A 24671-nucleotide genomic window follows, 5' to 3' on the forward strand; every position below is an offset into this window, starting at 1 on the left:
TAGCTGAAGCTCATGCCCTGGCTGGCGTCGTCCCAGTAAATGGCGCGCATTTTGTTGAGATCGACCACGCCGCTGAAGTGCTCTTCCGCACCAATAGGAATGACGATCGGCACCGGATTGGCGTGCAGACGGTCTTTCATCATCTGCACCACGCGGAAGAAGTCCGCGCCCTGACGGTCCATTTTGTTGACGAAGGCGATGCGCGGCACATGATATTTGTTAGCCTGGCGCCACACGGTTTCAGACTGGGGCTGCACGCCGCCGACGGCGTCATACACCATCACCGCGCCATCAAGCACGCGCATTGAACGTTCAACTTCTATGGTGAAATCGACGTGTCCGGGCGTATCAATGATATTGATGCGGTGCGGCGTGAAGCTGCCGTCCATGCCCGGCCAGAAGCAGCTCACCGCTGCCGAGGTAATGGTGATACCACGCTCCTGCTCCTGCGCCATCCAGTCGGTGGTTGCCGCGCCATCGTGCACTTCACCTAACTTGTGGCTCATTCCGGTGTAAAACAGGATGCGCTCAGTGGTGGTGGTTTTACCGGCATCGATGTGCGCGGAGATGCCGATGTTGCGATAACGTTCGATGGGGAGGGTTCGGGGCATGATGCGTCCTTAGTCATTCGACTCGTTCTGCGGCGCGCACCATTGCCCACCGCTGCGCAACAGCCTAAACCTATTGTACGAGTAAATACGAACAGTTTGAGCCTTTTTTAAACATCGTTAAAATCTTGTATCTGATTCAGCATTAACGGGCTGGAAAGCCGTCGCCGGTCACTTTAAGGTAAGGCTTTCACTCTCAACGGGAAAATTGACCATGCGTATTCTGGTAGTCGGCGCCGGCGCCACCGGCGGCTATTTCGGTGCGCGTCTGGCGCAAGCAGGACGTGATGTGACTTTTCTGGTGCGCGAGCGCCGCTTTCAGCAGTTGCAGCAAACCGGTTTGGTGCTGAAAACGCCCACCGGCAGCGAAGTGATTCAGCCGCAGCTGGCGCAGGCCGGCTCGCTTTCGGGGCATTTTGACCTGATTATTTTGACGGTGAAAAGCTTCGCGCTGGATCAGGCGATGACCGACATCGCGCCCGCTGTCGGTCCGGACACGCTGATCATGCCGATCCTCAACGGTATGCGACATATCGATACGCTGCGCGCGCGCTTTGGCGACAAGGTGATTGGCGGCTTGTGCAAAATCAACGCCACGCTGGGTGAAAACGGCGAAGTGCTGCAGATGACGCCACTGCATATCCTCTATTACGGCGCGCTGGACGGTCACAACGATGCGCGTTTGCAGCGCGTGGATGAAGCGCTGCGTGCGGCGCAGTTTGATACGGTGTTTGCCGATAACATCATCAGCGAGCTGTGGGAAAAATGGTTGCTGCTCAGCACCTTGGGTGCGGTGTGTTGTCTCGCGCGCGGTAATACGCAACAGGTGCTGACGTCACAAGGCGGCGAAGCGCTGCTGCAAACTGTTTTTGGTGAAGTGTTGGCGGTGCTGAGCGCGGAAGGTTATCAGCAGCGCCCGGCGGTGACGGCGAAGATTTATGAGACGCTAAACAATCCCCAAGCAGCGATGACCTCGTCAATGTATCGCGATTTAACTCAGGGCTTTGAGATTGAGGCCGATCAGGTGATTGGCGATCTGCTGGTGCGCGGCGCACGCAGCGGCGTGGTGACGCCGTTGCTGAACGCGGTGTATGTCAATTTGCAGGTGTATGTGCAGGGTCGATAAAAAACGGGTCGCCAGGGATGGCGACCAAAATCTCATAACCGTGACTGCACGCCTGGCAACTGCTTCAGGCGTTGCCAGCCAGCTTCCACCGCTTCTGGCACCTCGACGTGGCCGAGGAAACCTTTGCCGCGCGGGCCGTAGCCATTTTCATCGTCACGCAAGCGCTGGATTTCACCCATCAGCAGCGACAGAAAACGCTCCATCGACCACAATCCCTGCGGCGGCGCACCGATGATGCGCAGCATGCCCGCGTCCATCATCACCTGCGGCACAAATACCGGCCAGCTGATAAATTCCGGTGCATCCGCACGATCGCGCCATTGATAGCGGAAGGTTTCCCAGGTGCGACGCTGCATCAGCGGATCCTGCACCAGCAGCACGCGCTGCGGCTGCCAGCTGTGCTCATCCAGCAGCTTTTGGCTGAAGGCGGCGTTTTCCCCGCAGTTGCATGAGGCGGTTTCCAGCAGCAGTAGATCGTCCGGCAGCGCGGCAAATACGCGGGCGACATCGCCCAGCAACTCGGCTTCGCTTTTGTCTTTACTATCAATTTGGCGATACAGCGGATGCGCCGCGAGCATCTCCACCAGCAGCGGCGTTGAGTGGCCAATGCCGCCGCTGATCAATAACGGCAGCTGATACTTTTTCGCCACGGCAATCACCGCTTCCACGTTCGGCAACACCGCGTGACCAGCGAGAATGGCTAAATCGATGTCGAGCGTGCCATCTTGTGGCATCTGATCCAGCGCCAGCCAGGCCGCCAAGGTATTGATATCCTGAATCTGATGGTTATTGAGTTGCATCCGGTTCTCCTCTTTATACCTTTGGCAGTGTAGCGGCTTAAGTGCGTGTCGGCAGGGAAAAATTTGCTACACTCGCAGCTTAATCTTCAGGAGAGATTCATGACTGCGCGCTCCGTAACCCTCGACGATGTTGCTCATCTGGCTGGGGTTTCTTATCAAACCGTTTCCCGCGTCCTCAACCATTCCGAGCAGGTTTCGCCGCGCACCCGCGCCAAAGTAGAAGCCGCAATGCAGCAGCTCAACTATGTGCCGAATCGTGTGGCGCAACAGTTAGCAGGGAAAAACACCCGCACGCTGGGACTTGCCACCAGTGATTTAGCCTTAATGGCGCCCGCCCAGATCGCTTCGGCGATTCAGCAACGTGCGGCAGCGCAGGGTTATCATCTGGTGATCGCCATGGCGAATCCCGACAGCGCGCCGCAGGACACCGTGAATGAACTGCTGGCGCAGCGCGTCGATGCGCTGCTGATCAACCTGCCGCTGGATGCCGCGCAGGCCGCGCAGATTCAACAACAGTGCGACAACAAACCGGTGCTGTTTCTCGACGTGGAGCGCAGCGCTGAAGTGGCGCAATGCCAGTATCAAAGCGAATCCGGTGCGCAGCAGGCGGTTGATCATCTGGTGGCGCTCGGCCATCGTCAGATTGGCGTGTTAAATGGCCCGGCAAGTTCTGCATCGGCGCGCGCGCGTTTCGCTGCGTGGCAGCAAGCGCTGGCCGCGCATCAACTCACGCCATTCTGCGTGCTGAGCGGTGACTGGAGCGCGGCATCGGGCTATCAGGCGCTGCTGGCGCAGTTACCTGACCGTCTGCCGCAGGCGCTGCTGGTGGCTAACGATCAGATGGCGCTCGGCGCGATGCGCGCGCTGCATCAGCATGGCGTGAGGATCCCAGCGGAGATTTCGCTGATTGGTTATGACGATACAGCGGAAAGCGCGTGGTATCAGCCGCCGTTAACTACCGTGCGTCAGGATCTGCAGCAGTTGGGCGTGGTGAGCGTTGATCGCTTGCTGGCTCAGCTGGAAGGCGGCGATGTGACAGAGAAGACGCTGGAAACCGAGTTAGTGTTGCGGGAAACTACGGCAGCACCGCTGCAGGATGAAGTGGATGTGGCGGAGATTGCGCAGCAGTTGCAGGTTCTGGCACGCAAGTTGAAGCGCACCTCATAAATAGGTGAGGTGCGCCTGGCCGCCATGAATTTCGTAATGCTTGTCAATCGGTCGCCATAAATGGCGACCCTACGAGAGCGCGAGTTTTACGGCGTCTTCGGCGTGGATCAAGGTGGTATCGAACAGCGGAACGCTGGCGTCCTCAGCTTTCACCAGTAAGGTGATTTCGGTGCAACCAAGAATGATCGCCTCTACGCCCTGCTCCACCAGCTCGGCAATAATCTTGCGGTATTGCGCGCGTGATTCATCGCGGATCACGCCAAGACAGAGTTCCTGATAGATGATGTCGTGCACCACTTTGCGGCCTGCTGCATCGGGCACCAGCACCTCAATTTCCGACTGATTAAGCCGACCTTTGTAAAATTCCTGCTCCATGGTGAACGCTGTCGCCAGCAAACCGACTTTTTTAACGCCCGCCTGACGAATGCGCTGTGCGGTGGCATCGGCGATATGCAGCAGCGGAATGCTCACCGCATCGGTGATCTGCTGCGCGACTTTGTGCATGGTGTTGGTACAGAGCACGATGAAATCTGCGCCGCCTTTTTCCAGGCTAACAGCCGCTTCTGCCAGAATCTCACCCGCTTGTTGCCACTCGCCTGCGGCCTGCAGTTTTTCAATTTCATGGAAATCGACGCTGTACATCAGGCTGCGCGCGGAGTGCAATCCGCCCAGCTGCTGCTTCACCTGCTCATTGATAATACGGTAATAGAGCGCGGTGGATTCCCAGCTCATCCCGCCAATCAAACCAATCATTTTCATCTGCTTAACTCCGTTTTAAACATGCTGTTCAGCACTGTACGAGATTTCCGGCCAGCGCGCCGCAGGAAACAGCGATAAACGAATATTGAACAGGTGGAACATCGGCGCAAACAGCGTGTTCTCCCGCAGCGCCGCCGCTTCCAACCGTAGCAACAGCGTGTTCAGTTCCGCCAGCAATTCCGGCTGCGGCGTGGTTTGCAGCGACTTCAACCGGCGCTTAAGAAACTGGCTTAGCTCATGGAACATCGCCGCGCTTTCGATGTGATGCGCCAGCAGCAGCTCACGATGACGCGTGTAATAGTCGTAACAGTTTGCGCCCAGCCAGGCTTCAGCAATCAGATTGCCGCCGGAGACCAACTCCGGCACCGGATCAACACGCTTACGCGGCAGAATAATGTTGACCTTATCCAGCGTGCGCGAAACAAACTGCTGACGCGCCGTCAGCGTGACGCTGTTGAGCCGCACCGTGGCGATAAAATGCAGCAGCTCGCGGATACCTTTGCGTACCGCACGTTTGGCGGTCCATGACGGGCGCTTGTTGCGGATCAGCGCCGTAATTACCACCGCGAAGGTAATGCCCACCAGCGTCGAAAGGATAGCGTTCACTATAAGCTGTAAATCGGGCTTGAAGTTGTGGCTCATGCCAATCAAGCCAGGAATCTGCGTGGCAACAATCAGGCCAATCAGGTTGGTCGACGGATTGGCGATAACCAATCCCAGCGCCAGCAAGCCCGGCGCAAGGCAGATCACCAGCGCTTCGAAGGTCACCGCCTGCGGAATCAGCAAGGTGATATACAGCAGGCTGATCATTACGGAGATCAGCACCCCTTTCAGGAACAGCTTCATCGGTGCAATTGGGCTGTCCATGCCGGCGAAGAAGGAACACAGCACCGCCGCCATCATCGGCGCGGTGGCACCATCCACCCAGCCGCTGCCGATCCAAAACACGCAGGTGACGAAGGTGGCGATAAAGGCGGTAAACGACGACAGCAGCAACAAACCTTTATCGACGTGTTTATGCGCACGCGCCATCTTTCCGGCTTTCACCGCAGGTGTCCACTCACTCACACGCTCGCTAACGCTTTGGTAGGCATCGACGATGCGTACAAAGTTGAGTAGGCGCTCGAGCAATCCCATCAGCAGAATGCTCTCTTCGCTGTTGAGCCTGCCCTCTTGCCACGCCCGTTTCAGCTGCTCTTGCGCGTGGCTGAGCTTGTCGCGCACCGGCAGCTGATCTTCCCCGTTTAGCCACAGCAAGAATTGCTGGAAGACTTCAGCGATGTAGTCGGGAAAACGGATTTGCTGCTGCGCCAGTAGATTGAGGCGTGATTCGATGGCCGTCAGCGTGGGGATGAAATAGGAGAGATGCTGATATTGCACGCTGACTAAGCGCACCAGACGCCGCGCGGCATCGCCTTCGTACACACAATGCGTGATGAGCGTTTCGACGTTAAGCGGATAGTTGGCCATCTGAATCAGGATATCTTCGCGCTCGACCGACTTCTCAGCGGGCATCGCCGTGACCAGATCGCTGCACAGTTTGCGCGCGTTCTGATACCACAGGTTAACGCTCTGCTCTAACAGATTACGCATCGAGACCGGCCACAGCAGGCGATGCACCAGGCTGCTGCAAACAATCGCCACGGTGATCTCCTCAACGCGGGAAATCACCGTGTAGGTGATGGCCGAGGGCGAAACCACGTCGGGAAAACCCATGATCGCCGCGCTGTAACCCGCCAGCATAAACACGTAGCTCTTTGGCGTGCGGTCGTGCAGCGAAAGATAGAGGCAAACCGCTACCCACAGCGAGATGCACAGGCTGAACAGCAGCGGATCCTGCACCGTGGCGGGATAGATCAGCAGCGTAAAAAAACCGCCCAGCAGAGTACCGAAGAAACGAAAAACCGATTTCGATACCGTCGATCCCGAATAGAGCTGCGAGGCAACGTACACTGTAGTCAGTGACCAGGCCGGTTTGTCGAGATTGAGTTCCAAAGCAATGTAAAAAGCCAGAAAGGCAGCAAGACAGGTTTTGGCAGAAAACAGCACTGCGCTTCGTGAAAACCACTTCATAGAACGGGTAAAACCTTATGCAGGCAGCGGAATGACTTATCCTGACAGAAGCATTTAGCAATGGCATTTTGATTTGTTATACAAATTATTACCGTGCTAATTATGTGGGCATCTATGGAAATCCGAACCTTGTTTGCTGATTACAGTGAATGATCCAGATCACATAAATAATGGTTATAAGCGATCAAAATTAATTATTTATTGGTTATATAACAGCTTTGCTAAGGTGGCAAAAAAACCACACGAGAACCACCATGAAAGCAAAAATTTCAGTCCTGAGCGTTTTAGCTCTCAGCGTTAACCTGCTCTCCACACACGCCTTTGCCGCTAACCCAGAAACCGTCACCATCGGCTATCAGAAAGCCAATATCTTTGCTCTGCTAAAATATCGCGGCACGCTGGACGAAACCTTTAAAAAGGAAGGCATCGCTATCCGCTGGGTCGAATTCCCGGCGGGTCCGCAGATGCTAGAGGGCTTAAACGTCGGCAGCATTGATTTGGCCGCTACCGGCGATGCGCCGCCCGCCTTCGCGCAGGCCGCGAAAGCCGATTTGATCTATCTCGGTCACTCTCCGGCTAACCCGAAAACGGAAGCCATCGTGGTGCCGAAAGACTCTGCAATTAAAAGCGTGGCGGATCTGAAAGGCAAACGCGTCGGTCTGAACAAAGGCTCTGACGTTAACTATCTGCTGGTGAAAGCGCTGGAAGATGCGGGGCTGAACTACAAAGACGTGACGCCGGTGTATCTGCCACCCGCCGATGCGCGCGCGGCGTTCCAGAAAGGCGCGATTGATGCGTGGGTGATTTGGGATCCATACCTGGCAGAAGTGGAAGCCAACGCCGGTGCGCGTGAAATCCGTAACGCGGAAGGATTAGTGCCGCATTACACTTTCTATCTCGCCAGCCGCCCGTTTGCGGAAGGCCATCCTGATACCGCGAAACAGGTGGTTGATGAGCTGAGCAAACTCAGCGATTGGGCCAACAAGAACCCGGATGACGCGGCCGCGATTCTGTCGAAATCTACCGGCCTGGATAAAGCCATCTGGCAAACCACCATTAAACGTCTGCCTTACGGCGCGTCGCGCATGACCCCGCAGGTGTTTGATGAGCAGCAGGCGTTAGCGGATACCTTTACGCGCGTGGGTCTGTTGCCAGTGAAAGTGGATGTGCGCAGCGCGACCTGGTCGCTGGATAAGAAGTAAATCATTACCAACAACAAGGTCGCCATGAATGGCGACCCTACATGCCCGGTGCCGATTCATGCGCACCGGTTTTTATCAGCCCTCGCCTCTGCCAATCTGCCAAATCCCCGTCGGGGCGGCGCCATTCACTTTCCAATCGCCGATATCGCGCGCTTTGTACACCACCGGATTATGTGACGATACGGTTCGCGCGTTACGCCAGTGACGATCCAGCGCTTTGCTGACGCGCGTATCGGATGCGCCCAACGCGTTGAACAGTTCGGTAGCAGCGCGTGTTACCAGTTCGCTGGCGATCACCTGCGCCTGGCCCGCTTCGGCTTCGGCCAGCACATTCGCTGCGGCAACTTGCGCTTCATCGCTGCTCAAGTGGGCAACGTATGCTGATTGCAGTGAATGTGTCGCGCGGATCACCGTGGCTTCTACCGCAAACGCCAGGCTGGTGATTTCCCCGATCACCTGCAGAATCTGCGCATCCTGACGCACAACGCCGCCGTTGCCGTGGCTGTAAACCCGATTTCGCGCCGCCACCGCTTGCGCACCATCGCGCGCCACCGCACGACCAATTCCCGCCAGCGTTGCCAGTAACACATGCTGGTAGAAGGCGGTTTGATAACGGAATCGCGTAGCGAAATCGTAGACGTGTTCCTGCTCAACATGGGCACTGTCAAAACGCGTGGTGCCGCTGCCGGTTAAGCGCTGGCCAAATCCGTCCCAATCGTCTTCACGCGTTACGCCGGGTTGGTGGGTGTTCACCAGAGCGATGACATCGCCCTGGTTATCGTTGCGGCGCGCATAGACGTCAATCCAGTCGGCGAACAGTGCGCCGGTGCTGTAAAACTTCTCGCCGCTGAGCGTCCAGCCGTTTTCGGCAGACGTGATGCGCGTGATGACATCGCCGAGTTTTACCGCGCCAATTTCCGTCCAGCCGCTGCCCACCAGCTCGCCATCAATAAAACGGCCAAACCAGCGATCGCGTTCCGCGCTGTCCGGCTGGTTCAGCCGGTCTTCAACAAAGGCAAAATGGGCGCGCAGCGCCTGAGGCAGATTCGAGTCGGCTTCTGCCAGTTCAGTTAACAGCTGGAACAGCTGCGGCAGCGATGCGCCCCAACCGCCCTTCTCTTTTGGAATGCGCACCGTGCCGAATCCCGCCTCTTTCAGCCAGTAAATCGGCTGATGCGGCAAAATACGTTCGCGCTCACGCGCCACCGTTCCTTCAGCGATGCGCGCGAAGATGGGTCGGAAGTGCGCTGCCAGCGCCGCATAATCGGTACCTGTTGCCAGTAAACTCATGGTAACTCCTGATGTGAAAGATCGTCGATGTCATGCAGCGTGGGCTCGTGGCGCACCGCCAGCAGGAAGAAGATTGGGATGATCGCCGCTAGCGAAACCACCCAGAACATGTTGGTGCCGAGCGCGGCCTGCAGAATCGGCAGGATGAACAGCGCTAACGCACTGCCAATGCCGGAAAGTGCGCGGCTGAAGCCCACGCCAGTGGCGCGAATCGAGGTTGGATAAGAAAGTGCCGGATAGACCATCAGCTGCGCGCCCGGCCCGAAGCCTTCAGCAAACAGCCACAAACCGAGCATCAATACCGCAAAGACAATTCCAGCGATGGCTTCTGGATGACCAATCAACGCCAGCGCGATCAGCGCAAAGAATTGCAGCGCAAAGCCAGCGATGGCGACGTGGCGCGACGGATATTTCCATGCCAGACGCATGCCGAGCAGACCGCCGGTGAAGGCGAACAGCGCGTTGAGTCCCAGCGAGGCCGAGATGGTTTCAAACACACCCGCGCCGAGGAACTGCGCCAGAATCGACGGCAGGAAGAAAGCAATGGCGGTGTATTCAAACGAGATACAGATGTTCATCACGCCCGCAACGATGGTGCGTTCGCGCCACGGTTTCTCAAACAGCACGCGGAAACTCACTTTCGGTGCCGCAGCAGCCGGTGGCGCTTCGTGTTCCGCTTCGTGTGCGTGGATACCGTAGGAATCACGCAGGATGCGCACCGCCGATTTCAGATCGCCCTGATTCGCCGCCCACAGGGGCGATTCGTTCATGAATTTGCTGCGCACAGCGATGATCAGCAGCGCCGGTACCGCACCGAACAGCAGCGACGCGCGCCACAGCCAGTCAAGATGCTCTTTTGGCAGCAGGAAGTAGAGCGCGAAGATCAACAGGAAGCACAGCGTTGACGCGGCGTACCACATCGGGCACCAGGCTGCGAGTCGCGCGGCTTTGTTGCCTTTCCCGGCGAATTTGGAGAACTCCGCCAGATACGACATCGCCACCGGCAGATCGATCCCAACGCCAACGCCCATCAGGAAACGCGCGCCAATCAGCACCCAAACATTCGGCGCCAAGCCCGCCGCAATCGCTGAAACCACAAAGAACAGCATGTCGGCCATAAACACTGAATAGCGGCCATATTTATCGGTCAGCCAGCCGCCCACCAGATTGCCAACAATGGTGCCAACCATAATTGAGGATGTGACTAAGCCGGTGAGCAGCGGCGAAAGTTGAAACTCGCGCACCACATCATCGATGCCGTACGACAGCGTGGTGAGATCGTAGGCGTCGAGAAACACGCCGCCGAGCGCGAGGAACACAATCATACGCGCGTAGTTGTCATTTTTGGTGCGAGTGTTGATCAGTCTTGCCACGTCACTGACCGAACGTACCGGTTCAGAAACCGGAATGGTGTTTTCTAAAGGAAGAGAACTCATAACGCCTCACGTTGTTGTTTTGTAGTGCAGGTGAGGTTGTTATAAGCGTTTTTTTAGCGGTACCAAAACAACAATTCTTGATATTAATTTACATTAAAATCAATTAGATAATTGAATTTTCGCCAACACAAAAACCCGGACACGCCTGACGCGTCCGGGTATGCAATCAGCAAAAACTTACTCGGCTGAGACCGGCACCAACACCCCTTTTACCAGCGGATCGTCGGTGGTCTTCAACCACTGCTGGACGCGCGGATCGGAGAAGGCTTTTTTCAGCTTCTCAATATTTTCCTGGTCCAGGTAAGGCGTGCCAATCACCAGCTGTGAGGCGAAAGTACGCGGTGCAGGTGGGAAGAGAATGCCTTTTTCGCGCGGCACTTTACCGGCGTCGAATTGCGAGACGTAACCAATTGCCGCATCCACCGAGTTGAGTGCACGCGGCATGGTCAGCAGATCGAGTTCTTTAAATACGAAGCCGTGCGGATTGCCAACAATGTTCTTCAGTTTGGCCGTGCGCGGCTCAACGTTGGGATCGAGCGTGATTAAACCCTGACGCGCCAGCAACCATAATGCCTGGCCCTGATTGGCGCCGTCATCCGGCACCACGATGGTCGCGCCCTGCGGCAGATCCGCCACCGATGTGTAGCGATCGGAATAAATACCAAACGCCCACTGGAACAGCGGCAGCGTTGAAGTCAGCGCAAAGCCGTTGGCATCCACCACTTGCTTCAGCCACCATTGGTGCTGATATATCGTCGCAGCATACTGCCCTTCCGCTACCGCGCGGTCGGCTTGCACCGGATCCTGCACGCCCACCGCTTCCAGCGTCAGGCCGTAATCCGGCGCGATGTGCTCACCAACGTATTCGATCAGCTTCTGCTCGCCGGCCATCGCCGGTTCAAAATGCACCTTCAGCGTGGTACCAAATACCACCGCCTGCGCCTGTTGGCCGCGCCAGAACCAGCCGCCTGCTGCGAGTACAACGACCACTATAATCAGTAGCAGCCACGGCCAGCGGCGGGTTTTACGCAGTTCGAAATCTTGTGTTGTCATAACGATGTCCCCTGAGGATGGCGTAATGCGGTGACCAAACGGTCGCCGAGAAATTGGATGGTTTGAATGAGGGCGATTAGCACCACGATGGTGGCGATCATGATGTGGTTGTCGAAGCGCTGATAGCCGTACACCACCGCCAGATAACCGATCCCGCCCGCGCCGATGGTGCCGGCAATGGCGGAGTACTCAATCATTGAGATCAGGTTGAGTGTCACCGCCGCAACAATCGCCGGTAGCGCTTCACTGAGTTGTGCCGAGCGGATGATTTGCCAGCGCGAACCGCCACATACCAAACCTACCGCCGTGACTTCGCCGGGCAGCTCACGCAGCGCGTTGTCCACCAGACGGCCAAAGAACGGAATGCCGGCGGCGATCATCGGCACAACGGCAGCGGGAATGCCGATGGTGGTGCCGGTGAGCCAGAAGGTGAACGGAATGATGGCCGCCATCAGTACCAGAAACGGCAGCGAACGCCCCATGTTCACAATCCAACTCAGCACCCGGTTAATACCGCGATGCGGAAACAGGCCGCGCATCGAGGTGTTAAACAGCACCACACCGACGATGCCGCCGAAGGTGACCACAAACAGCATCACGATCACCACCATCAATGCGGTTTCGCCCAGAGCGGGCAGCATCAACGCCGGGATTTCTGGCCACGGCGTATCCTGACTTATCACTGATACGCTCATACCGCCTCCCGCAATGGCAACACGCTGCCGGAAACGCTGGCAACTAAGCCCAGTTGTTCCAGCTGCGACAGCAAGCGTGCCAGCGGCACGCGCTCATGCTGAAAGTGAATGCCCACCTTGAGGCGGCCGGCTTGCAGACCGTTTACCAGCTCAACATGCGCACCGAGCAGATCAATACGCAAACCAAACTGCTGGCTGAGGCGCGATATCCAGTCGCTGGCGACCGGGACATCGGTGCGATAGCTGAGCTGCAACACCAGTTCGGCATCGCCCGCCTGCGCCGCCAGCGGGAACAGGCGCTGTCCCAATAGAGAATCCGGCTGCGCCAGCAACTCTTTCACCACGCCGTACTGCACGATTTGGCCGTCGCGAATTTCCGCTACCGCATCAGCCGCCTGACGCACCGCATCCATTTCATGGGTGATCAGCACAATCGCCAGCTTGTAGTCATCTCGCAGTTTTTTCAGCAGGTCGAGTACGGTGATGGTGGCTTCGGGATCGAGCCCTGAGGTGGCCTCATCCGCCAGCAACACCGAAGGGCGCAACGCCAGCGCCCGCGCGATGCCTATACGCTGCCGCTGACCACCGGAAAGCTGGCCGGGATAGGCTTTAGCTTTGTGGCTGAGGCCAACGCTGTCCAGCAATTCGCCCACACGTGCGGCGATATCGCGCTCCACCACGCCGAGATAGTGCAGCGGCAAGGCGATGTTCTCCCACGCGGTTTTGCGTTGCAGCAGCGCGGAAGACTGGAACACGGTACCAATTGAGCGACGCGCCTGACGCAGCGCTTCGCCATCCAGCCGCGAGAGATCGCTGCCGTTAACGCGGATGCTGCCGGCGCTCGGTTGTTCCAGCAGGCTGATGCATTTCGCCAGCGTCGATTTACCCGCGCCGCTCGGCCCAACAACGGCGGTAATGTTGGCTTGCGGCACCTGCAGGCTGATGGATTTCAGCACCTCGGTGATGCGGCCGTCGGGCGCGCGATAGTGTTTGCTGAGGTTATCTATTTCGATCATGAGACCTCCTGCAGCGTGGAGGCTTTAACGCGATAACCCGCGCCCGGATGCGGTGCCTGCAGCTGCGGCCCGGCGGCGAATAACTTCTCGCGCAGCGTGCCCTGCGCATACTCTTTTTTGTAGACGCCGCGTTTTTGCAGTTGCGGGATCAGCAGCTCCACCACATCTTCAAAGGTTTCATGCGTCAGTGCGTAGGCGAAGTTGAAGCCATCGACGTCGGTCTCTTCGACCCAGCTTTGCAACTCATCCGCGACAGTTTCCGCGCTGCCGACAATCAGCGGACCAAAGCCGCCGATACCGACCCAATCCGCTAGCGCTTTTACCGTCCACTGACGATCGGGATCGGCGGTGGAGAAGGTTTCGACCGCTGATTGAATGGCGTTGGTGTGGATATATTTCAGCACCTGATCCGGCTGATACTGGCCGAAGTCGATGCCGGTCCAACCCGACACCAGCGCCAGCGCGCCTTCATAACTGACCCAGCTGGTGTACTCTTTCCACTTCGCCTGCGCCGCCAGATCGGTTTCGCCGACAATCACGGTTTGCAGATTGAAGATTTTGATGCTGTAAGGATCGCGCCCCGCTTCCGCCGCACGGCGGCGAATATCGGCGACAGTTTTCTTCAGCAGCACTTTTGACGGCGCAGCAACAAACACGCATTCGGCATGTTCTGCCGCAAACTGTTTGCCGCGACTCGATGCGCCCGCCTGATACAGCACCGGCGTGCGCTGTGGTGACGGTTCGCACAGGTGAATCCCCGGTACGTTGAAGAAAGTGCCCTGATGATTGATGGGGTGGATTTTGCGCGGGTCGCTGAAGATGCGGCGTTCACGGTCACGCAATACCGCATCTTGCTCCCAGCTGCCTTCCAGCAGTTTGTACACCACTTGCAGATACTCGTCGGCGTAATCGTAGCGGCTGTCGTGATCGGTCTGAGTTTTATGCCCAATGTTGCGCGCCCCGCTCTCCAGATACGAAGTAACGATGTTCCAGCCGATGCGGCCTTTGGTCAGGTGATCGAGCGTCGATAAGCGGCGCGCAAACGGATAGGGATGTTCAAACGACAGCGACGCGGTGAGACCAAACCCGAGATGTTCGGTGACCAGCGCCATCGGCGTAATCAACGCCAGCGGATCGTTGACCGGCACCTGCGTCGCCTGGCGGATTGCCGCATCGCCGTTGCCGTTCAGTACGTCGTAAACGCCGAGCACGTCGGCGATAAACAGGCCGTCAAACTTGCCGCGTTCCAGCAGGCGCGCCAAATCGACCCAATACTCCAGATCTTTATATTGCCAGGAACGGTCACGCGGATGCGCCCACAAACCCGGCGACTGGTGTCCGACACAGTTCATATCAAATGCGTTCAAGCGAATTTCACGTTGCGATGGCATAGCAATCTCCATAGCGAGGCCGTGATCGTGTTACGACCCGGCGTTCGTCAGTTAATTTTTAGGATGTTGAGAGATTAAAGCGCTGAAGGGGGACATCGCTCGGCATGAGCGATTTGCAGTTCTTGTAAAATATGCCTCGCCACAGCGGCGGCGTGATCGGCGACCTGCGGCAATCCCATCAGTTCACCGAAGCGCGCTCGCGCAGCGGGACCGACGACAAACAGTCGCGCGTTGGGTTGGCCGGTGAGATTGAGCGTGCGCGACTGGCTGTCGACATCAATACCAAAACCGAGCAGGTCTGCGCGAATTAACCCTTGCTGACTCAGCGATTGCAACAATGGCTGGCTGGCGGTTAAGGCTTCATGGCCGGGACCGGTGGTGACAATCAGATGATCGAGGCGATGGGTTTCGCTGGCGCCAACGCGCGTGCGTAGCGTGATTTGCAGTTGTTTGCCGAGATCGGAGATTTCGCAAAGGCGCGCGGCCAGCACCTTCAGACTGCCCTGTTGACGACGTGCGTTGATCACCGCAGACACCTGCGGCGCGATGCGATAGCGATGTACGTCCCACCACGAGCGCAAATGACGGACAAAGCGCTGCTGCTCGCGCAAAGGTAGCGATTGCCAGATATCCTGACCTTGCACTCGCACCTGATCAAGCACGCGCTGCCACGGCAAATCCTGTTCAGCGGCACGCGCGACCTCGGCGCGAATATGTCGTAGCCACAGACGCGCGCTGGACGCATCCTCCGGGGCTAACGTCCATTCAGGCCATTCACCGCTCAGATTGTCGCGTGAGAGCTGCCCACGGCGCGAGAAGGCGATTAACGGGCCACGATGCTGTCTGGTGCCCAATGAAGCCACCACGTCCGCCATGCTCAAGCCGGTACCGATAATCGCCACCGAGGATTGAGGATCGATGGCGTCTAATACGCCGTGCTGCCACGGATTGGCAATCAGCGCCGGATGCGCCGAGAACGGTTGCAGCGCACGCGGCAACGATGGTGGTGGATGACTGATCGCTAACGCCAGTACATCACCCCGCAACGTTTCGCCGTTGCTGAGCAACAGCTGCTCGCCTTCCCAACCTATGGCGCTGGCCTGAACATGGCGCAGCGTGACGTGCGGATACGCCTGCGCAGCTTGCGCAAACTGGTCTGCCAGATAGCGACCGAACAGGCTGCGCTGCGGATAAACTGCGCCGTCTTCACAGTGCGCTACTGAGTCCAGTGAACATTCCGGCTGTTGGCGATACCAGCGGTCAAACGCGCCCTGCTCTTCACCGCTTAACTGCATGCGCGAAGCGGGCACGTTGATGCGGTGCGCGGGCTCCTGCGTGGAATAGGCAACGCCGCCGCCGAGACTGGCGCGCGGTTCGACCACTGTAATCAGTAATCTGCTCGATGAGGTTCGTGCGAGATGAATTGCCAACGCTGTGCCACTAAAGCCACCGCCAACAATGATTACCTGTGTCGTTGCCATTGCCTTCTCCTGCATTAGCTGGCGCTCGTCTGTTTCGAAGGTCGCTTATCGCCACCAATGGTTTCACCAAACGGCCCGGTATTAATGGTGCGTTCACGCTGCTGTTGCGCATTCGCCAGTGGCAGCAGCGGCAACAACAATTCGGCCACGCGATGCGCTTCTTCAAGATGCGGATATCCAGACAGAATAAAATTGGTGACGCCCAACGCCTGATATTCACGGATACGTTCAGCCACTTGCTCAGGGCTGCCGACCAGCGCAGTGCCCGCGCCACCGCGTACCAGACCAACGCCAGCCCAGAGATTCGGCGAGATATAAAGATTGTCGCGCGAACCTTGGTGCAATGCGCTCATCCGCGCCTGACCGGCAGAATCCATACGCGCAAAGATTTTCTGCGCCTGCGCAATAGTCTCTTCATCAAGATGGCCAATCAACTTATCTGCCGCCGCTTTGGCTTCTTCTTCGGTCTCGCGCACAATAACGTGCAAACGAATGCCGTATTCCAGTTTACGTCCGCGCTGTTGCGCACGCGCGCTCACCACTTCCAGCTTCTCGGCAACCTGCGCTGGCGGCTCGCCCCAGGTGAGATAGGTATCGATCTGTTCCGCAGCCACATCAATCGCCGCCTCTGATGAACCACCAAAATAGAGCGGCGGACCATTCTCCTGCACCGGCGGGAACAGCACTTCCGCACCTTCGACGTGGATATGTTTGCCTTCGTAATCCACTTTCTCACCGCGCATCAGGCGGCTGTAGACATCGAGGAATTCTTTGGTGACATCATAACGTTCACTGTGGTTGAGGAAAATGCCGTCGCCTTTGTTCTCGACAGGATCGCCACCGGTCACCACGTTAATCAATAAACGTCCTTCAGACAGACGATCAAGCGTGGTCGCCATGCGTGCTGCCAGCGTTGGCGGCTGCAGGCCAGGACGTACCGCCACTAAATAGCGCAGACGTTTGGTGATGGGCGCTAACGCCGAGGCAACCAGCCAGGAATCTTCGCAGCTTTTGCCAGTGGGAATTAATACGCCATAGAAGCCAAGATTGTCGGCGGCAAGTGCCACTTGCTGTAAGTAGGGTAAATCGACCGGGCGTCCGCCTTGCGTTGTGCCGAGGTAGCGTCCATCACCGTGCGTCGGTAAAAACCAGAAGACATTAATTTTATCGTTCGCGGAATCGGCCATTATGCTTTTCCTATATAACTTTATTAAAAAATGATCATTTTGAATTGCTTATTTGGTTATATAGCTGTTAGCAGAAAGCGTGCCAGGTTGTTGATTAGCGTGTAGTGCCGTATTTCAGAGGGTTAGCGTTGTTGCTTTCTTCATATCGAGTTGCAATTGCAACTCTGACGCAACAGCTATTGCTGCATATGCAACTGCTTATGCTTTTTACATGGTGTTAATAGTCGGCGTGAGCATTTAGCGTAGCGATATGCTCGTTACCGGACTCAATGCCATGCTAACCAACTTTAATAATCACACTGATTCACCGCGCTTAGTCGATCCCGCTTCTCTGGCGTTTCAATCGCTGCTGGATAAATTCGCCCCCACGGATGCCACCGTGCTGATTGTCGGCGAAACCGGCACAGGGAAAGAAGTGGTGGCGCGCTATCTGCATCATCATAGCCAGCGGCGTCACGGCCCTTTCCTGGCGGTTAACTGCGGCGCACTGACAGAAAGTCTGGCTGAAGCTGAGTTGTTCGGCCATGAGAAAGGCGCTTTTACCGGCGCGACGCAGTCTCATCCCGGCTGGTTTGAATCCGCGCAAGGCGGTACCTTGCTGCTGGATGAGATTGGTGAGCTTAGCCCTTCACTGCAGGTTAAATTGCTGCGCGTGTTGCAGGAGCGCGAGATTACGCGAGTGGGCTCGCGCAAAGCGATCAAGGTGGATGTGCGGGTTATCGCGGCTACGCATGTGGATTTGGCGCAGGCGATCCGCGAGCGACGCTTCCGCGAAGATCTGTTCTATCGCCTGAATATTGCGGTGGTTCCGCTGCCGCCGCTGCGTCAGCGTCGTGAAGACATTCCTCTGCTGGCGCAACATTTCCTCGCTCTCTACGCACGAAGCTTAGGCCGTCCGGCACGTCGTCTGTCACCTGATGCACTTGAGGCGCTGCGCGAATACAGCTGGCCCGGCAATATCCGTGAACTAGAGAACACGCTGCACAACGCTGTGTTGTTGAGCCGCGAAGAAACACTAACGCCCGCACAGCTGCGACTTGCTGGTTACAGTGAACAGGGTTTTAGCGAGTCAAACGATTCAACGCTCGATAGTTTTCTTCAGCAGCAGTTGATCAGCCAGCCGCAGCAACTGTTTGATCGCGTTATCAGCGGCCTGATCAGCAATGCGCTTTTGATGACAGATCAGAATCAAACCCAGGCCGCCGCGCTATTGGGTATCAGCCGCCACACCTTACGCACGCATCTGGCGAATCAGGGAATAATTAAAGGACGCCGCAAAGCACTTGTTTCTCCATCCTCGTCCAGTGCGCATGTAACGCAGGAACGCGAGCTGCGTATTGGCTATCAGAAGTTTGGCAATCTCGGCGTGTTGAAAGCTCGTCAAAGCCTCGAACACTGTTTCGCTCAGCAAGGCGTTAGCGTGCTGTGGAGTGAGTTTCCCGCCGGGCCACAGTTGCTGTATGCGTTGCAGAACAACGAAATCGACTTTGGGACCACCGGCGAAGTACCGCCAATCTTTGCCCAGGCGAGCGGCAATGCTGTGACTTATATTGCGTGGGAGCCCCCGGCGCCAAGCAGTGTTGGCATTGTGGTGCCGCATGACAGCGATATTCGCACCATCAACGATCTGCGCAGTAAGCGCGTATCGGTTAATAGAGGCTCGAACGTTCACTGGCTACTGCTACAGTTACTGGAAGAAGCAGGCATTGGTCTGGATGAACTGAAAGTGGTGTATACGCCGCCCAAGTATCCACTGACCGCCAGTGATTATCTCTCGGTTGATGCGTGGATGATGTGGGATCCGTTGCTCAGCGCTGCGGAGAGCAATCCCGAGCTGAGGATTTTGGTTAATGGTGAAGGGCGCGTACGTAATCATCAGTTCTATCTGGCGCGACGTGATTACGTTGAACAGAACGATGACATCCTCAGACAGCTGGTGGAAAGTTTGCAGCAAACAGGCTTGTTCATTGATAGCCATCGCCACGAAGCGTCGATGTTACTGGCTCAGGAGCTGGGATTAGAAGTTGCGTCAGTAGAACGCGCATTGACACGTCGCAGCCACAAAACGCGCGCGATGGCCTTCGAAGTGATTAAAGAGCAGCAGACAATAGCCGATCGTTTTTATGCGTTGGGACTAATTAATAAACCGGTGCGGGTGCGCGATGCAGTCTGGCAATTTTCATCAGCGCTGGCGTTGATTGAGTAAGGTTAGTCTTGAAAGTTATCCACGTTTTCTGTGGATAAATCGTTGAATATCATCTGGCTAATCTCGCTTTGGGTCTTGAGTTGATGGCTGAAATTACAATCTTAATTGGCGATTTCAGCCTGAAATTTTATTAAAAAAGCTATATTTTTCATGCAAATAGAGATGAAATCGCTTGGGCGAATGGATGAAATCTCATTCGGTTGCTGCTCGGCTTATAAGGCTTCACTGGCGACTGCCGGTTTAGCGCGCAGCTGGTTAAATTGGCTGCAGTTAGTTTATCGGTATTGGTGAGTTAGAACCGTATGCCTTTTAGCTGCTGGTTGAAATGATGGCGATTTCAGCCTGAAATTTCCGCAGCGACAATCGATATTTCATACAGTTAGCGCTGAAATTGCGCTGGCGAGGCATTGAGAAGGGCATAAAAAAACCGCCCGAAGGCGGCATTTCGCTACTGATTTAGATACTTGTTGAGCGTCTCGTTAATCACCTTATCCAACTCTTCCTGCAACTCTTTGGACTGGCGATTAAACTCGTAGCTGAACATGCGTCCGCGTGTTTTCTTACGCGCAAAACGATCTTTATCGGCAAAGCTCCACAAAGGTGTTGCCACGGTTTTGTCTTTGGCCGGTGACTGAATCAGCGTCTGGCTGCCGTTACGCACTAAACGCAAGATGCCATTCTTCACTTCATCTTCCGCTAAACCATCGCGTGCGCATACGGTATCAACATCCATGCCGATGGTATCGATAAGTGCATCAACCGTTTGTCCGGTTTCCTGCAGCTTCTCGTACGCCTGCAGCAGCGATTTATAGTCTGGATAAGTCAGCTCAGAATGATTCGGGAACAGCGTCACCAGCTCAAGCGGCACGCTTGCGGCTTGCAATGCACGCGTGACTTTGGCCTGAGAAAGTCCTTCGCTTTGCGCAATTTCCTTTTGCGATAATCCGCCATCTTTCAGTGCCAGCAAGCGCATGCCCACTTCACGCAGATTGTGCTCACGCGCGGTCTGAATATCCTGCGCTAAACGACGCGCTTCTTCCGCAGAGATAGCCACTTCGGTAACCAGCACATCCAGCCCGGTTTTGCAGTGAAGAGCCGCAGCACGACGGCGTGAACCATCGAGAATCTCAATGCGGTCGTCACGCTTTACACCAATCGCCGGGAAAAATTGCTGCAATTTGATGGTGCGAATGATGTCACGCAGCGATTCTGGCGTCAGGCCAGACTGATCGCGGCCATTGGTTTCCATCTTAACGAAAGTTTTCTCTTCGATTTCTTTCGCAGGGATGTGTTCCAGCGTGAACAGGGCGCGTTTGCCCGTCGCCAGGATAAAGGTCTGAGAATGGCCATCGGCGCTTTCCTCAGTCTGCAATGGTGTCTGGCTGAAGGTTCGGCCAATGGTGATTCTTTTTGCGCTCATAGTAACCTCAGTTCAGGCGAATGAATTCAATACGGTCAAATACGGCTTTCGCGAAATCTTCCGCCGCTGAACGCGCATTCTTTAAGGCTTCGGTGCTGCCCACGTAGGTTGATGGATTGGCCGAGATAACCGTGTCAAACGACTCTCCGCAGCGCTCAAAGCCATCCAGGCGTGGCAAGGCAGCATCGAGCATATCGCCACCAAAAATCTCTTTCGCCAGGCTGTGACACAGCTTGTGGTCCGCTTTATTCGACAGTTTAGACATAAAGCCAATGTTGCCCTGCAAACGGCAGGCTGCACCCGATTCTTCAATGATGCCAATCAACTCCGGTAAACGCGTTAAGTACTTCAACGTGGAGTGGAAATCCACCTGCGCGGGAGGTACCGGTGTCATCAGCAAGTCCGAAGCGGCAATGGCGTTCTTCAGGAAGGCATCAAGATGCGGGCCGCTATCGATAAAGATAAAGTCGTAATCTTTCTTCAGCTTGGCCACGACATTGTCATACAGCACCGCGTGGATGTTTTGATCGGTCAGGTGAGCGGCGCACAGCTCTTCCCAACGCGAGGCAATAAAGGCGTCATCAATTGACGCCGGCAGCACATCAACGCCCGGAATAATCGATGAAACGATAAATTCGTTGAGCAACTCTTCGCGGCTGACGTTCTGCAGCATCGCCTGCGCAGCGGTAGCTTCCACTAATCCTACTGAACGTTGGTGGTTCAGGAACATGGTGGCGGAGGATTGCGGGTCCAGATCGATGACCAGAATACGTAAATCTTCAAAGAGCAGATGCGGATGGGCGCGCAATGCATGCGCCAGCGAAACGGTAGAGACCGTTTTCGACACGCCGCCTTTAAGGTTGCCGACAAAGATGCTGAAGGCTTCATGGTGGCGGTCGCGATATTTAGGCACGCCGCGATGATGGTAGATATCAATGATGTTCTGAATCGACATCGCATACTTGGTTGAGCTGCCCGCTGCACGCTTATCGAACGGATAACCGTTCTCTTCCATCTCATTTACAGCGTAATCCACGCTTGCACGCGTCAATTTTGGCAGTTTGGCTAACGCCGCTTTAGCGTAAACCTGATAGAACGTGTTTTCCCGCAACTCTTCTTTCTGCGCCTGAATCTGTTCTGTCAGGCTCATCAGCATTCTTTCTGAACGTTGTGCAACCTTCAGAACTTGCTTCTCATCGTTAGCCATACTTGCTCCACACATGTAGGATTTATGACTTTATACATAAATCCAGCACACGAGGCAAATATATCTCTTATGCACAGGAAGAATCAGTTAAATGGAAACACCTTGATTAAGAGCAGTTTAACGCAAAGATTCACTGTAATCAGCAGCGGTTTTTCCTTGGGTGGCTTTCAAATAGAGAAAGGAGAAGGACGCTTGCGGCTGAAATTGCTGGAACGTTCACTGTAGTCAGCAAGCCGAAGAGACATGATGTTCACTGCAATCAGTAAAAGGTTCACTGTAATCAGCAAATCGCGGGGAAAGATTCACTGTAATCAGCAGTGGAAGGTGAACAAAAGGAGCAGGCCAGCGAGCAACGACGAAGTTCACACTGTTGGGATGTTCACTGTAATCAGTAAATCTCGATGACCTTTCTTTCTCAACTACTAACGTTCACTGTAATCAGTAAAAGCCTTGTGCTCATCATCGACAAAGATTCACTGTAATCAGTAGATGCTCATCGCGTTTCGATCAAGCGTTCACTGTAATCAGTAAGTCAAATCGGCTAATTCGACAGAACATTCACTGTAATCAGTAAAAGTTATGATGCTAAGAAGTACGTTCACTGTAATCAGCAAAGCCTGTTTAGTACTTTGAGACGAGCGTTCACTGTAATCAGTAAACCCATATTTTCCTCTAAATGGATGGAGCTGAAATCGCCATAAGCGATCCAGCAAAATCCTTAAAGCGTCCTATACAACATTCACTGTAATCAGTAAACGCATCACGTTAAATGGCTTCCTTGATGATAGCGGAGTGATGCTTATGTTCACTGTAATCAGCAGCAACCTGGACGCTCAACGTTCACTGTATTCAGTAAAAGCGACGCGTTGAGCTGTTAATTGTCATGCTACAAAACCGGCGGGGCAGGGCAACATTCACTGTAATCAGTGACAGCGTGACGAACTGTTAAGTCGACGTATGAGCGGCAATTCAAATGCTCCTCGCTTACGTTCACTTTATTGAGAAGACACGGCAAACGTTCACTATAATCAGTATTGTTACCAACCCTGTCACTTTTACTGGCTGTATTAACAGTCAAACTACTGATTACAGTGAATCCGTTGCGCTATTTCATACTTAATATATATATATCATTAACTTAAACACAATCATTCACTATAGTCAGTGCACGCCCTGCTATTAGCATTCACTGTATTCAGTAAAACCCAACGTTCACTGTGATCAGTAGAAACGCAGTGAAAAGGGCGTTCAGGTGCAAGATTACCGCCCTTGTAAGTACTCACTATCATTATAAGTCCCCTATAACAGCCACAATGAGATGCAACCCGCAGCGGAAGACACGCATAGTCCCGAAGCTTTCTGATTACAGTGAACGTTGCCGATTACAGTGAATGGCGTGATGACATCTGATTACAGTGAATGGTATGAGAAGAGCATGTGTCACTTTTGCTCAAAAAGTGACACTGCTTGAGGGGATTTGCTGACTACAGTGAACGGATAAAATCACTCTTCGAATTCGATATCTTCCAGCGAATCGATACTTTCGAGGTTGCTGATGCCATCGAGTTTTGGCGTCCTGCTGTGAATGATGAAGAACACTGAGCGGCCACGTTTCACTTCCGAATAGTCGAGATAGCCGATCTCTTTAAGCTGCTCCATCGCACGTCGAACCACATGATTTTGCGTGGTGGTTTTCGAGCCCAGGTTTAAACGCATACGCAAACGCGCCAGAGAAATTGGCGCCGGATTGGTCGGCAAACTTTCGAGATAGGTATACAACGCCTGAGCCGATTCTTTACGCTTCAAGCGCGAAATGGCTCGCAGTTGCAGTAACACTTTGTGGTCGAAGTTATAAAGCTCGAACAACTTAGGATCGGCCTGAATACGCACCAGATCCTTTTCACGATCGTAATACGCCGATTGCACAAGGTGAGTGTGATAGGCTTTGCCATTACCTTCAAAGGACAATGTATTGGTGGCAATGCGTCGCAAAGAGGCATCTAAGCGCTTACGTAACGCGGCCGAGGAGTTTGCCGAGGGGATCCCGCACATCTTAACGAAATCGATAAACGGCAGCGTCACGGTGTCGCCCTTTGAGGGATAACGCGAGAAAGACTGAATAATTCCGGCCCAGGTTTTGAAATCATTATCCATATCCAGCCTCGCGCCGGTAATGGTAATCTTTTCATAACCTTCCGATTTCACTAAAGAAAGGTTCTTCAGCTCTTTCGTTGCATCGGTCGATGCCATCGCGCCTGACTTACCGCGTGCGGTGGATTTCAATGTAGGAACAAACAGACCCAGGCGCATTAAAGCGACCGGTTGTACGGTGTTATTTTTATTGGGGTGGAGTTGAATAACTTCACCGCTGTTTTTTGTCACCGACAGAAAAGGCTCGAGTAACGCCTTGTTTTCACTCTCTTTATCTGCCATAGCCTGAGATCTTCATTCTGTGGATGAAAAGGGTCGTTTTCTGATTACAGTGAACATTAACACTGTTTATAGTGAACATTCTACTCTCTATAGTGAATAAACTACTGACTCCAGTGAACAC

19 protein-coding genes are annotated in these 24671 nt (G+C 54.8%); 4 read left to right on the plus strand and 15 right to left on the minus strand.

Annotated elements, in window-relative coordinates; all coding sequences use genetic code 11:
• Positions 1-611, minus strand: a 611-nt coding sequence (locus NQH49_RS19375; RefSeq protein WP_256699417.1) for a GTP-binding protein, incomplete at its 3' end; no start/stop codon positions are given.
• Positions 612-822: 211 nt separating this feature from the next.
• On the opposite strand from NQH49_RS19375, the gene NQH49_RS19380 reads away from it, so the two are divergent.
• Positions 823-1734, plus strand: coding sequence for a ketopantoate reductase family protein (locus NQH49_RS19380; RefSeq protein ID WP_256699035.1), 912 nt, complete (start codon positions 823-825; stop codon positions 1732-1734).
• 32 nt (positions 1735-1766) lie between these two features.
• On the opposite strand, the gene NQH49_RS19385 is transcribed toward NQH49_RS19380, so the two are convergent.
• On the minus strand, positions 1767-2534 hold the full coding sequence (locus NQH49_RS19385; RefSeq protein ID WP_256699036.1) for an ElyC/SanA/YdcF family protein: 768 nt from the start codon (positions 2532-2534) through the stop codon (positions 1767-1769).
• A 99-nt stretch (positions 2535-2633) separates the two neighbouring features.
• Here NQH49_RS19385 and NQH49_RS19390 point away from each other — a divergent pair, with 99 nt between their 5' ends.
• On the plus strand, positions 2634-3701 hold the full coding sequence (locus tag NQH49_RS19390) for a LacI family DNA-binding transcriptional regulator (protein ID WP_256699037.1): 1068 nt from the start codon (positions 2634-2636) through the stop codon (positions 3699-3701).
• A gap of 69 nt (positions 3702-3770) precedes the next feature.
• Here the strand turns inward: NQH49_RS19390 and NQH49_RS19395 are convergent, their stop codons facing one another.
• Both NQH49_RS19395 and NQH49_RS19400 read right to left on the minus strand, forming a co-directional pair.
• Positions 3771-4460 carry an aspartate/glutamate racemase family protein gene (locus tag NQH49_RS19395; protein WP_256699038.1) on the minus strand — a complete coding sequence of 230 codons (690 nt, stop codon included), beginning with the start codon at positions 4458-4460 and terminating at the stop codon, positions 3771-3773.
• A 15-nt stretch (positions 4461-4475) separates the two neighbouring features.
• On the minus strand, positions 4476-6533 hold the full coding sequence (locus NQH49_RS19400) for an FUSC family protein (RefSeq protein WP_256699039.1): 2058 nt from the start codon (positions 6531-6533) through the stop codon (positions 4476-4478).
• A 254-nt stretch (positions 6534-6787) separates the two neighbouring features.
• Here NQH49_RS19400 and NQH49_RS19405 point away from each other — a divergent pair, with 254 nt between their 5' ends.
• Positions 6788-7735 carry a sulfonate ABC transporter substrate-binding protein gene (locus NQH49_RS19405; RefSeq protein WP_256699040.1) on the plus strand — a complete coding sequence of 316 codons (948 nt, stop codon included), beginning with the start codon at positions 6788-6790 and terminating at the stop codon, positions 7733-7735.
• Between the two features lie 75 nt (positions 7736-7810).
• Here the strand turns inward: NQH49_RS19405 and NQH49_RS19410 are convergent, their stop codons facing one another.
• The 8 genes from NQH49_RS19410 to ssuD form a co-directional block, all read right to left on the minus strand.
• Positions 7811-9025, minus strand: coding sequence for an acyl-CoA dehydrogenase family protein (locus tag NQH49_RS19410; protein WP_256699041.1), 1215 nt, complete (start codon positions 9023-9025; stop codon positions 7811-7813).
• Positions 9022-10461: an MFS transporter gene (locus tag NQH49_RS19415; RefSeq protein WP_256699042.1), complete on the minus strand. Its 1440-nt coding sequence runs from the start codon at positions 10459-10461 to the stop codon at positions 9022-9024. The genes NQH49_RS19410 and NQH49_RS19415 overlap by 4 nt, the downstream gene beginning before the upstream one ends.
• Positions 10462-10638: 177 nt before the next feature.
• Positions 10639-11514, minus strand: coding sequence for a MetQ/NlpA family ABC transporter substrate-binding protein (locus NQH49_RS19420; RefSeq protein ID WP_256699043.1), 876 nt, complete (start codon positions 11512-11514; stop codon positions 10639-10641).
• Positions 11511-12209, minus strand: coding sequence for a methionine ABC transporter permease (locus NQH49_RS19425; RefSeq protein WP_256699044.1), 699 nt, complete (start codon positions 12207-12209; stop codon positions 11511-11513). Before NQH49_RS19425 ends, NQH49_RS19420 begins: the two co-directional genes overlap by 4 nt.
• Positions 12206-13225, minus strand: a complete 1020-nt coding sequence (locus tag NQH49_RS19430; RefSeq protein ID WP_256699046.1) for a methionine ABC transporter ATP-binding protein — start codon at positions 13223-13225, stop codon at positions 12206-12208. The genes NQH49_RS19425 and NQH49_RS19430 overlap by 4 nt, the downstream gene beginning before the upstream one ends.
• Entirely contained in the window at positions 13222-14616 is a 1395-nt protein-coding gene (locus NQH49_RS19435) for an LLM class flavin-dependent oxidoreductase (RefSeq protein ID WP_256699048.1), read from the minus strand. The genes NQH49_RS19430 and NQH49_RS19435 overlap by 4 nt, the downstream gene beginning before the upstream one ends.
• 74 nt (positions 14617-14690) lie before the next feature.
• Positions 14691-16097, minus strand: coding sequence for an FAD/NAD(P)-binding protein (locus tag NQH49_RS19440; RefSeq protein WP_256699049.1), 1407 nt, complete (start codon positions 16095-16097; stop codon positions 14691-14693).
• Positions 16098-16111: 14 nt separating this feature from the next.
• Positions 16112-17284, minus strand: coding sequence for an FMNH2-dependent alkanesulfonate monooxygenase (gene ssuD, locus NQH49_RS19445; protein ID WP_256699050.1), 1173 nt, complete (start codon positions 17282-17284; stop codon positions 16112-16114).
• A 274-nt stretch (positions 17285-17558) separates the two neighbouring features.
• Between ssuD and NQH49_RS19450 the strand changes: the two genes are divergently transcribed.
• Complete coding sequence (locus NQH49_RS19450; RefSeq protein ID WP_256699051.1) at positions 17559-19490, plus strand: sigma-54-dependent Fis family transcriptional regulator; 1932 nt, start codon at positions 17559-17561, stop codon at positions 19488-19490.
• Positions 19491-19938: 448 nt separating this feature from the next.
• Here the strand turns inward: NQH49_RS19450 and NQH49_RS19455 are convergent, their stop codons facing one another.
• The 3 genes from NQH49_RS19455 to NQH49_RS19465 form a co-directional block, all read right to left on the minus strand.
• The gene (locus NQH49_RS19455; RefSeq protein WP_256699052.1) at positions 19939-20910 is read right to left on the minus strand and encodes a ParB family protein; all 972 of its coding nucleotides are present in this window, start codon (positions 20908-20910) and stop codon (positions 19939-19941) included.
• A gap of 7 nt (positions 20911-20917) precedes the next feature.
• The gene (locus NQH49_RS19460; protein WP_256699053.1) at positions 20918-22117 is read right to left on the minus strand and encodes an AAA family ATPase; all 1200 of its coding nucleotides are present in this window, start codon (positions 22115-22117) and stop codon (positions 20918-20920) included.
• Between the two features lie 1503 nt (positions 22118-23620).
• Positions 23621-24550: a RepB family plasmid replication initiator protein gene (locus tag NQH49_RS19465; protein WP_007886110.1), complete on the minus strand. Its 930-nt coding sequence runs from the start codon at positions 24548-24550 to the stop codon at positions 23621-23623.
• Positions 24551-24671: the final 121 nt, after the last annotated feature.

The organism is Pantoea trifolii (assembly GCF_024506435.1).
Lineage (GTDB): Bacteria > Pseudomonadota > Gammaproteobacteria > Enterobacterales > Enterobacteriaceae > Pantoea > Pantoea trifolii.

Coding starts and splice junctions, on each gene's coding strand:
- NQH49_RS19380 (WP_256699035.1), top strand. CDS start 823: ATGCGTATTCTGGTAGTCGGCGCCGGCGCCACCGGCGGCTATTTCGGT.
- NQH49_RS19385 (WP_256699036.1), bottom strand. CDS start 2,534: ATGCAACTCAATAACCATCAGATTCAGGATATCAATACCTTGGCGGCC.
- NQH49_RS19390 (WP_256699037.1), top strand. CDS start 2,634: ATGACTGCGCGCTCCGTAACCCTCGACGATGTTGCTCATCTGGCTGGG.
- NQH49_RS19395 (WP_256699038.1), bottom strand. CDS start 4,460: ATGAAAATGATTGGTTTGATTGGCGGGATGAGCTGGGAATCCACCGCG.
- NQH49_RS19400 (WP_256699039.1), bottom strand. CDS start 6,533: ATGAAGTGGTTTTCACGAAGCGCAGTGCTGTTTTCTGCCAAAACCTGT.
- NQH49_RS19405 (WP_256699040.1), top strand. CDS start 6,788: ATGAAAGCAAAAATTTCAGTCCTGAGCGTTTTAGCTCTCAGCGTTAAC.
- NQH49_RS19410 (WP_256699041.1), bottom strand. CDS start 9,025: ATGAGTTTACTGGCAACAGGTACCGATTATGCGGCGCTGGCAGCGCAC.
- NQH49_RS19415 (WP_256699042.1), bottom strand. CDS start 10,461: ATGAGTTCTCTTCCTTTAGAAAACACCATTCCGGTTTCTGAACCGGTA.
- NQH49_RS19420 (WP_256699043.1), bottom strand. CDS start 11,514: ATGACAACACAAGATTTCGAACTGCGTAAAACCCGCCGCTGGCCGTGG.
- NQH49_RS19425 (WP_256699044.1), bottom strand. CDS start 12,209: ATGAGCGTATCAGTGATAAGTCAGGATACGCCGTGGCCAGAAATCCCG.
- NQH49_RS19430 (WP_256699046.1), bottom strand. CDS start 13,225: ATGATCGAAATAGATAACCTCAGCAAACACTATCGCGCGCCCGACGGC.
- NQH49_RS19435 (WP_256699048.1), bottom strand. CDS start 14,616: ATGCCATCGCAACGTGAAATTCGCTTGAACGCATTTGATATGAACTGT.
- NQH49_RS19440 (WP_256699049.1), bottom strand. CDS start 16,097: ATGGCAACGACACAGGTAATCATTGTTGGCGGTGGCTTTAGTGGCACA.
- ssuD (WP_256699050.1), bottom strand. CDS start 17,284: ATGGCCGATTCCGCGAACGATAAAATTAATGTCTTCTGGTTTTTACCG.
- NQH49_RS19450 (WP_256699051.1), top strand. CDS start 17,559: ATGCTAACCAACTTTAATAATCACACTGATTCACCGCGCTTAGTCGAT.
- NQH49_RS19455 (WP_256699052.1), bottom strand. CDS start 20,910: ATGAGCGCAAAAAGAATCACCATTGGCCGAACCTTCAGCCAGACACCA.
- NQH49_RS19460 (WP_256699053.1), bottom strand. CDS start 22,117: ATGGCTAACGATGAGAAGCAAGTTCTGAAGGTTGCACAACGTTCAGAA.
- NQH49_RS19465 (WP_007886110.1), bottom strand. CDS start 24,550: ATGGCAGATAAAGAGAGTGAAAACAAGGCGTTACTCGAGCCTTTTCTG.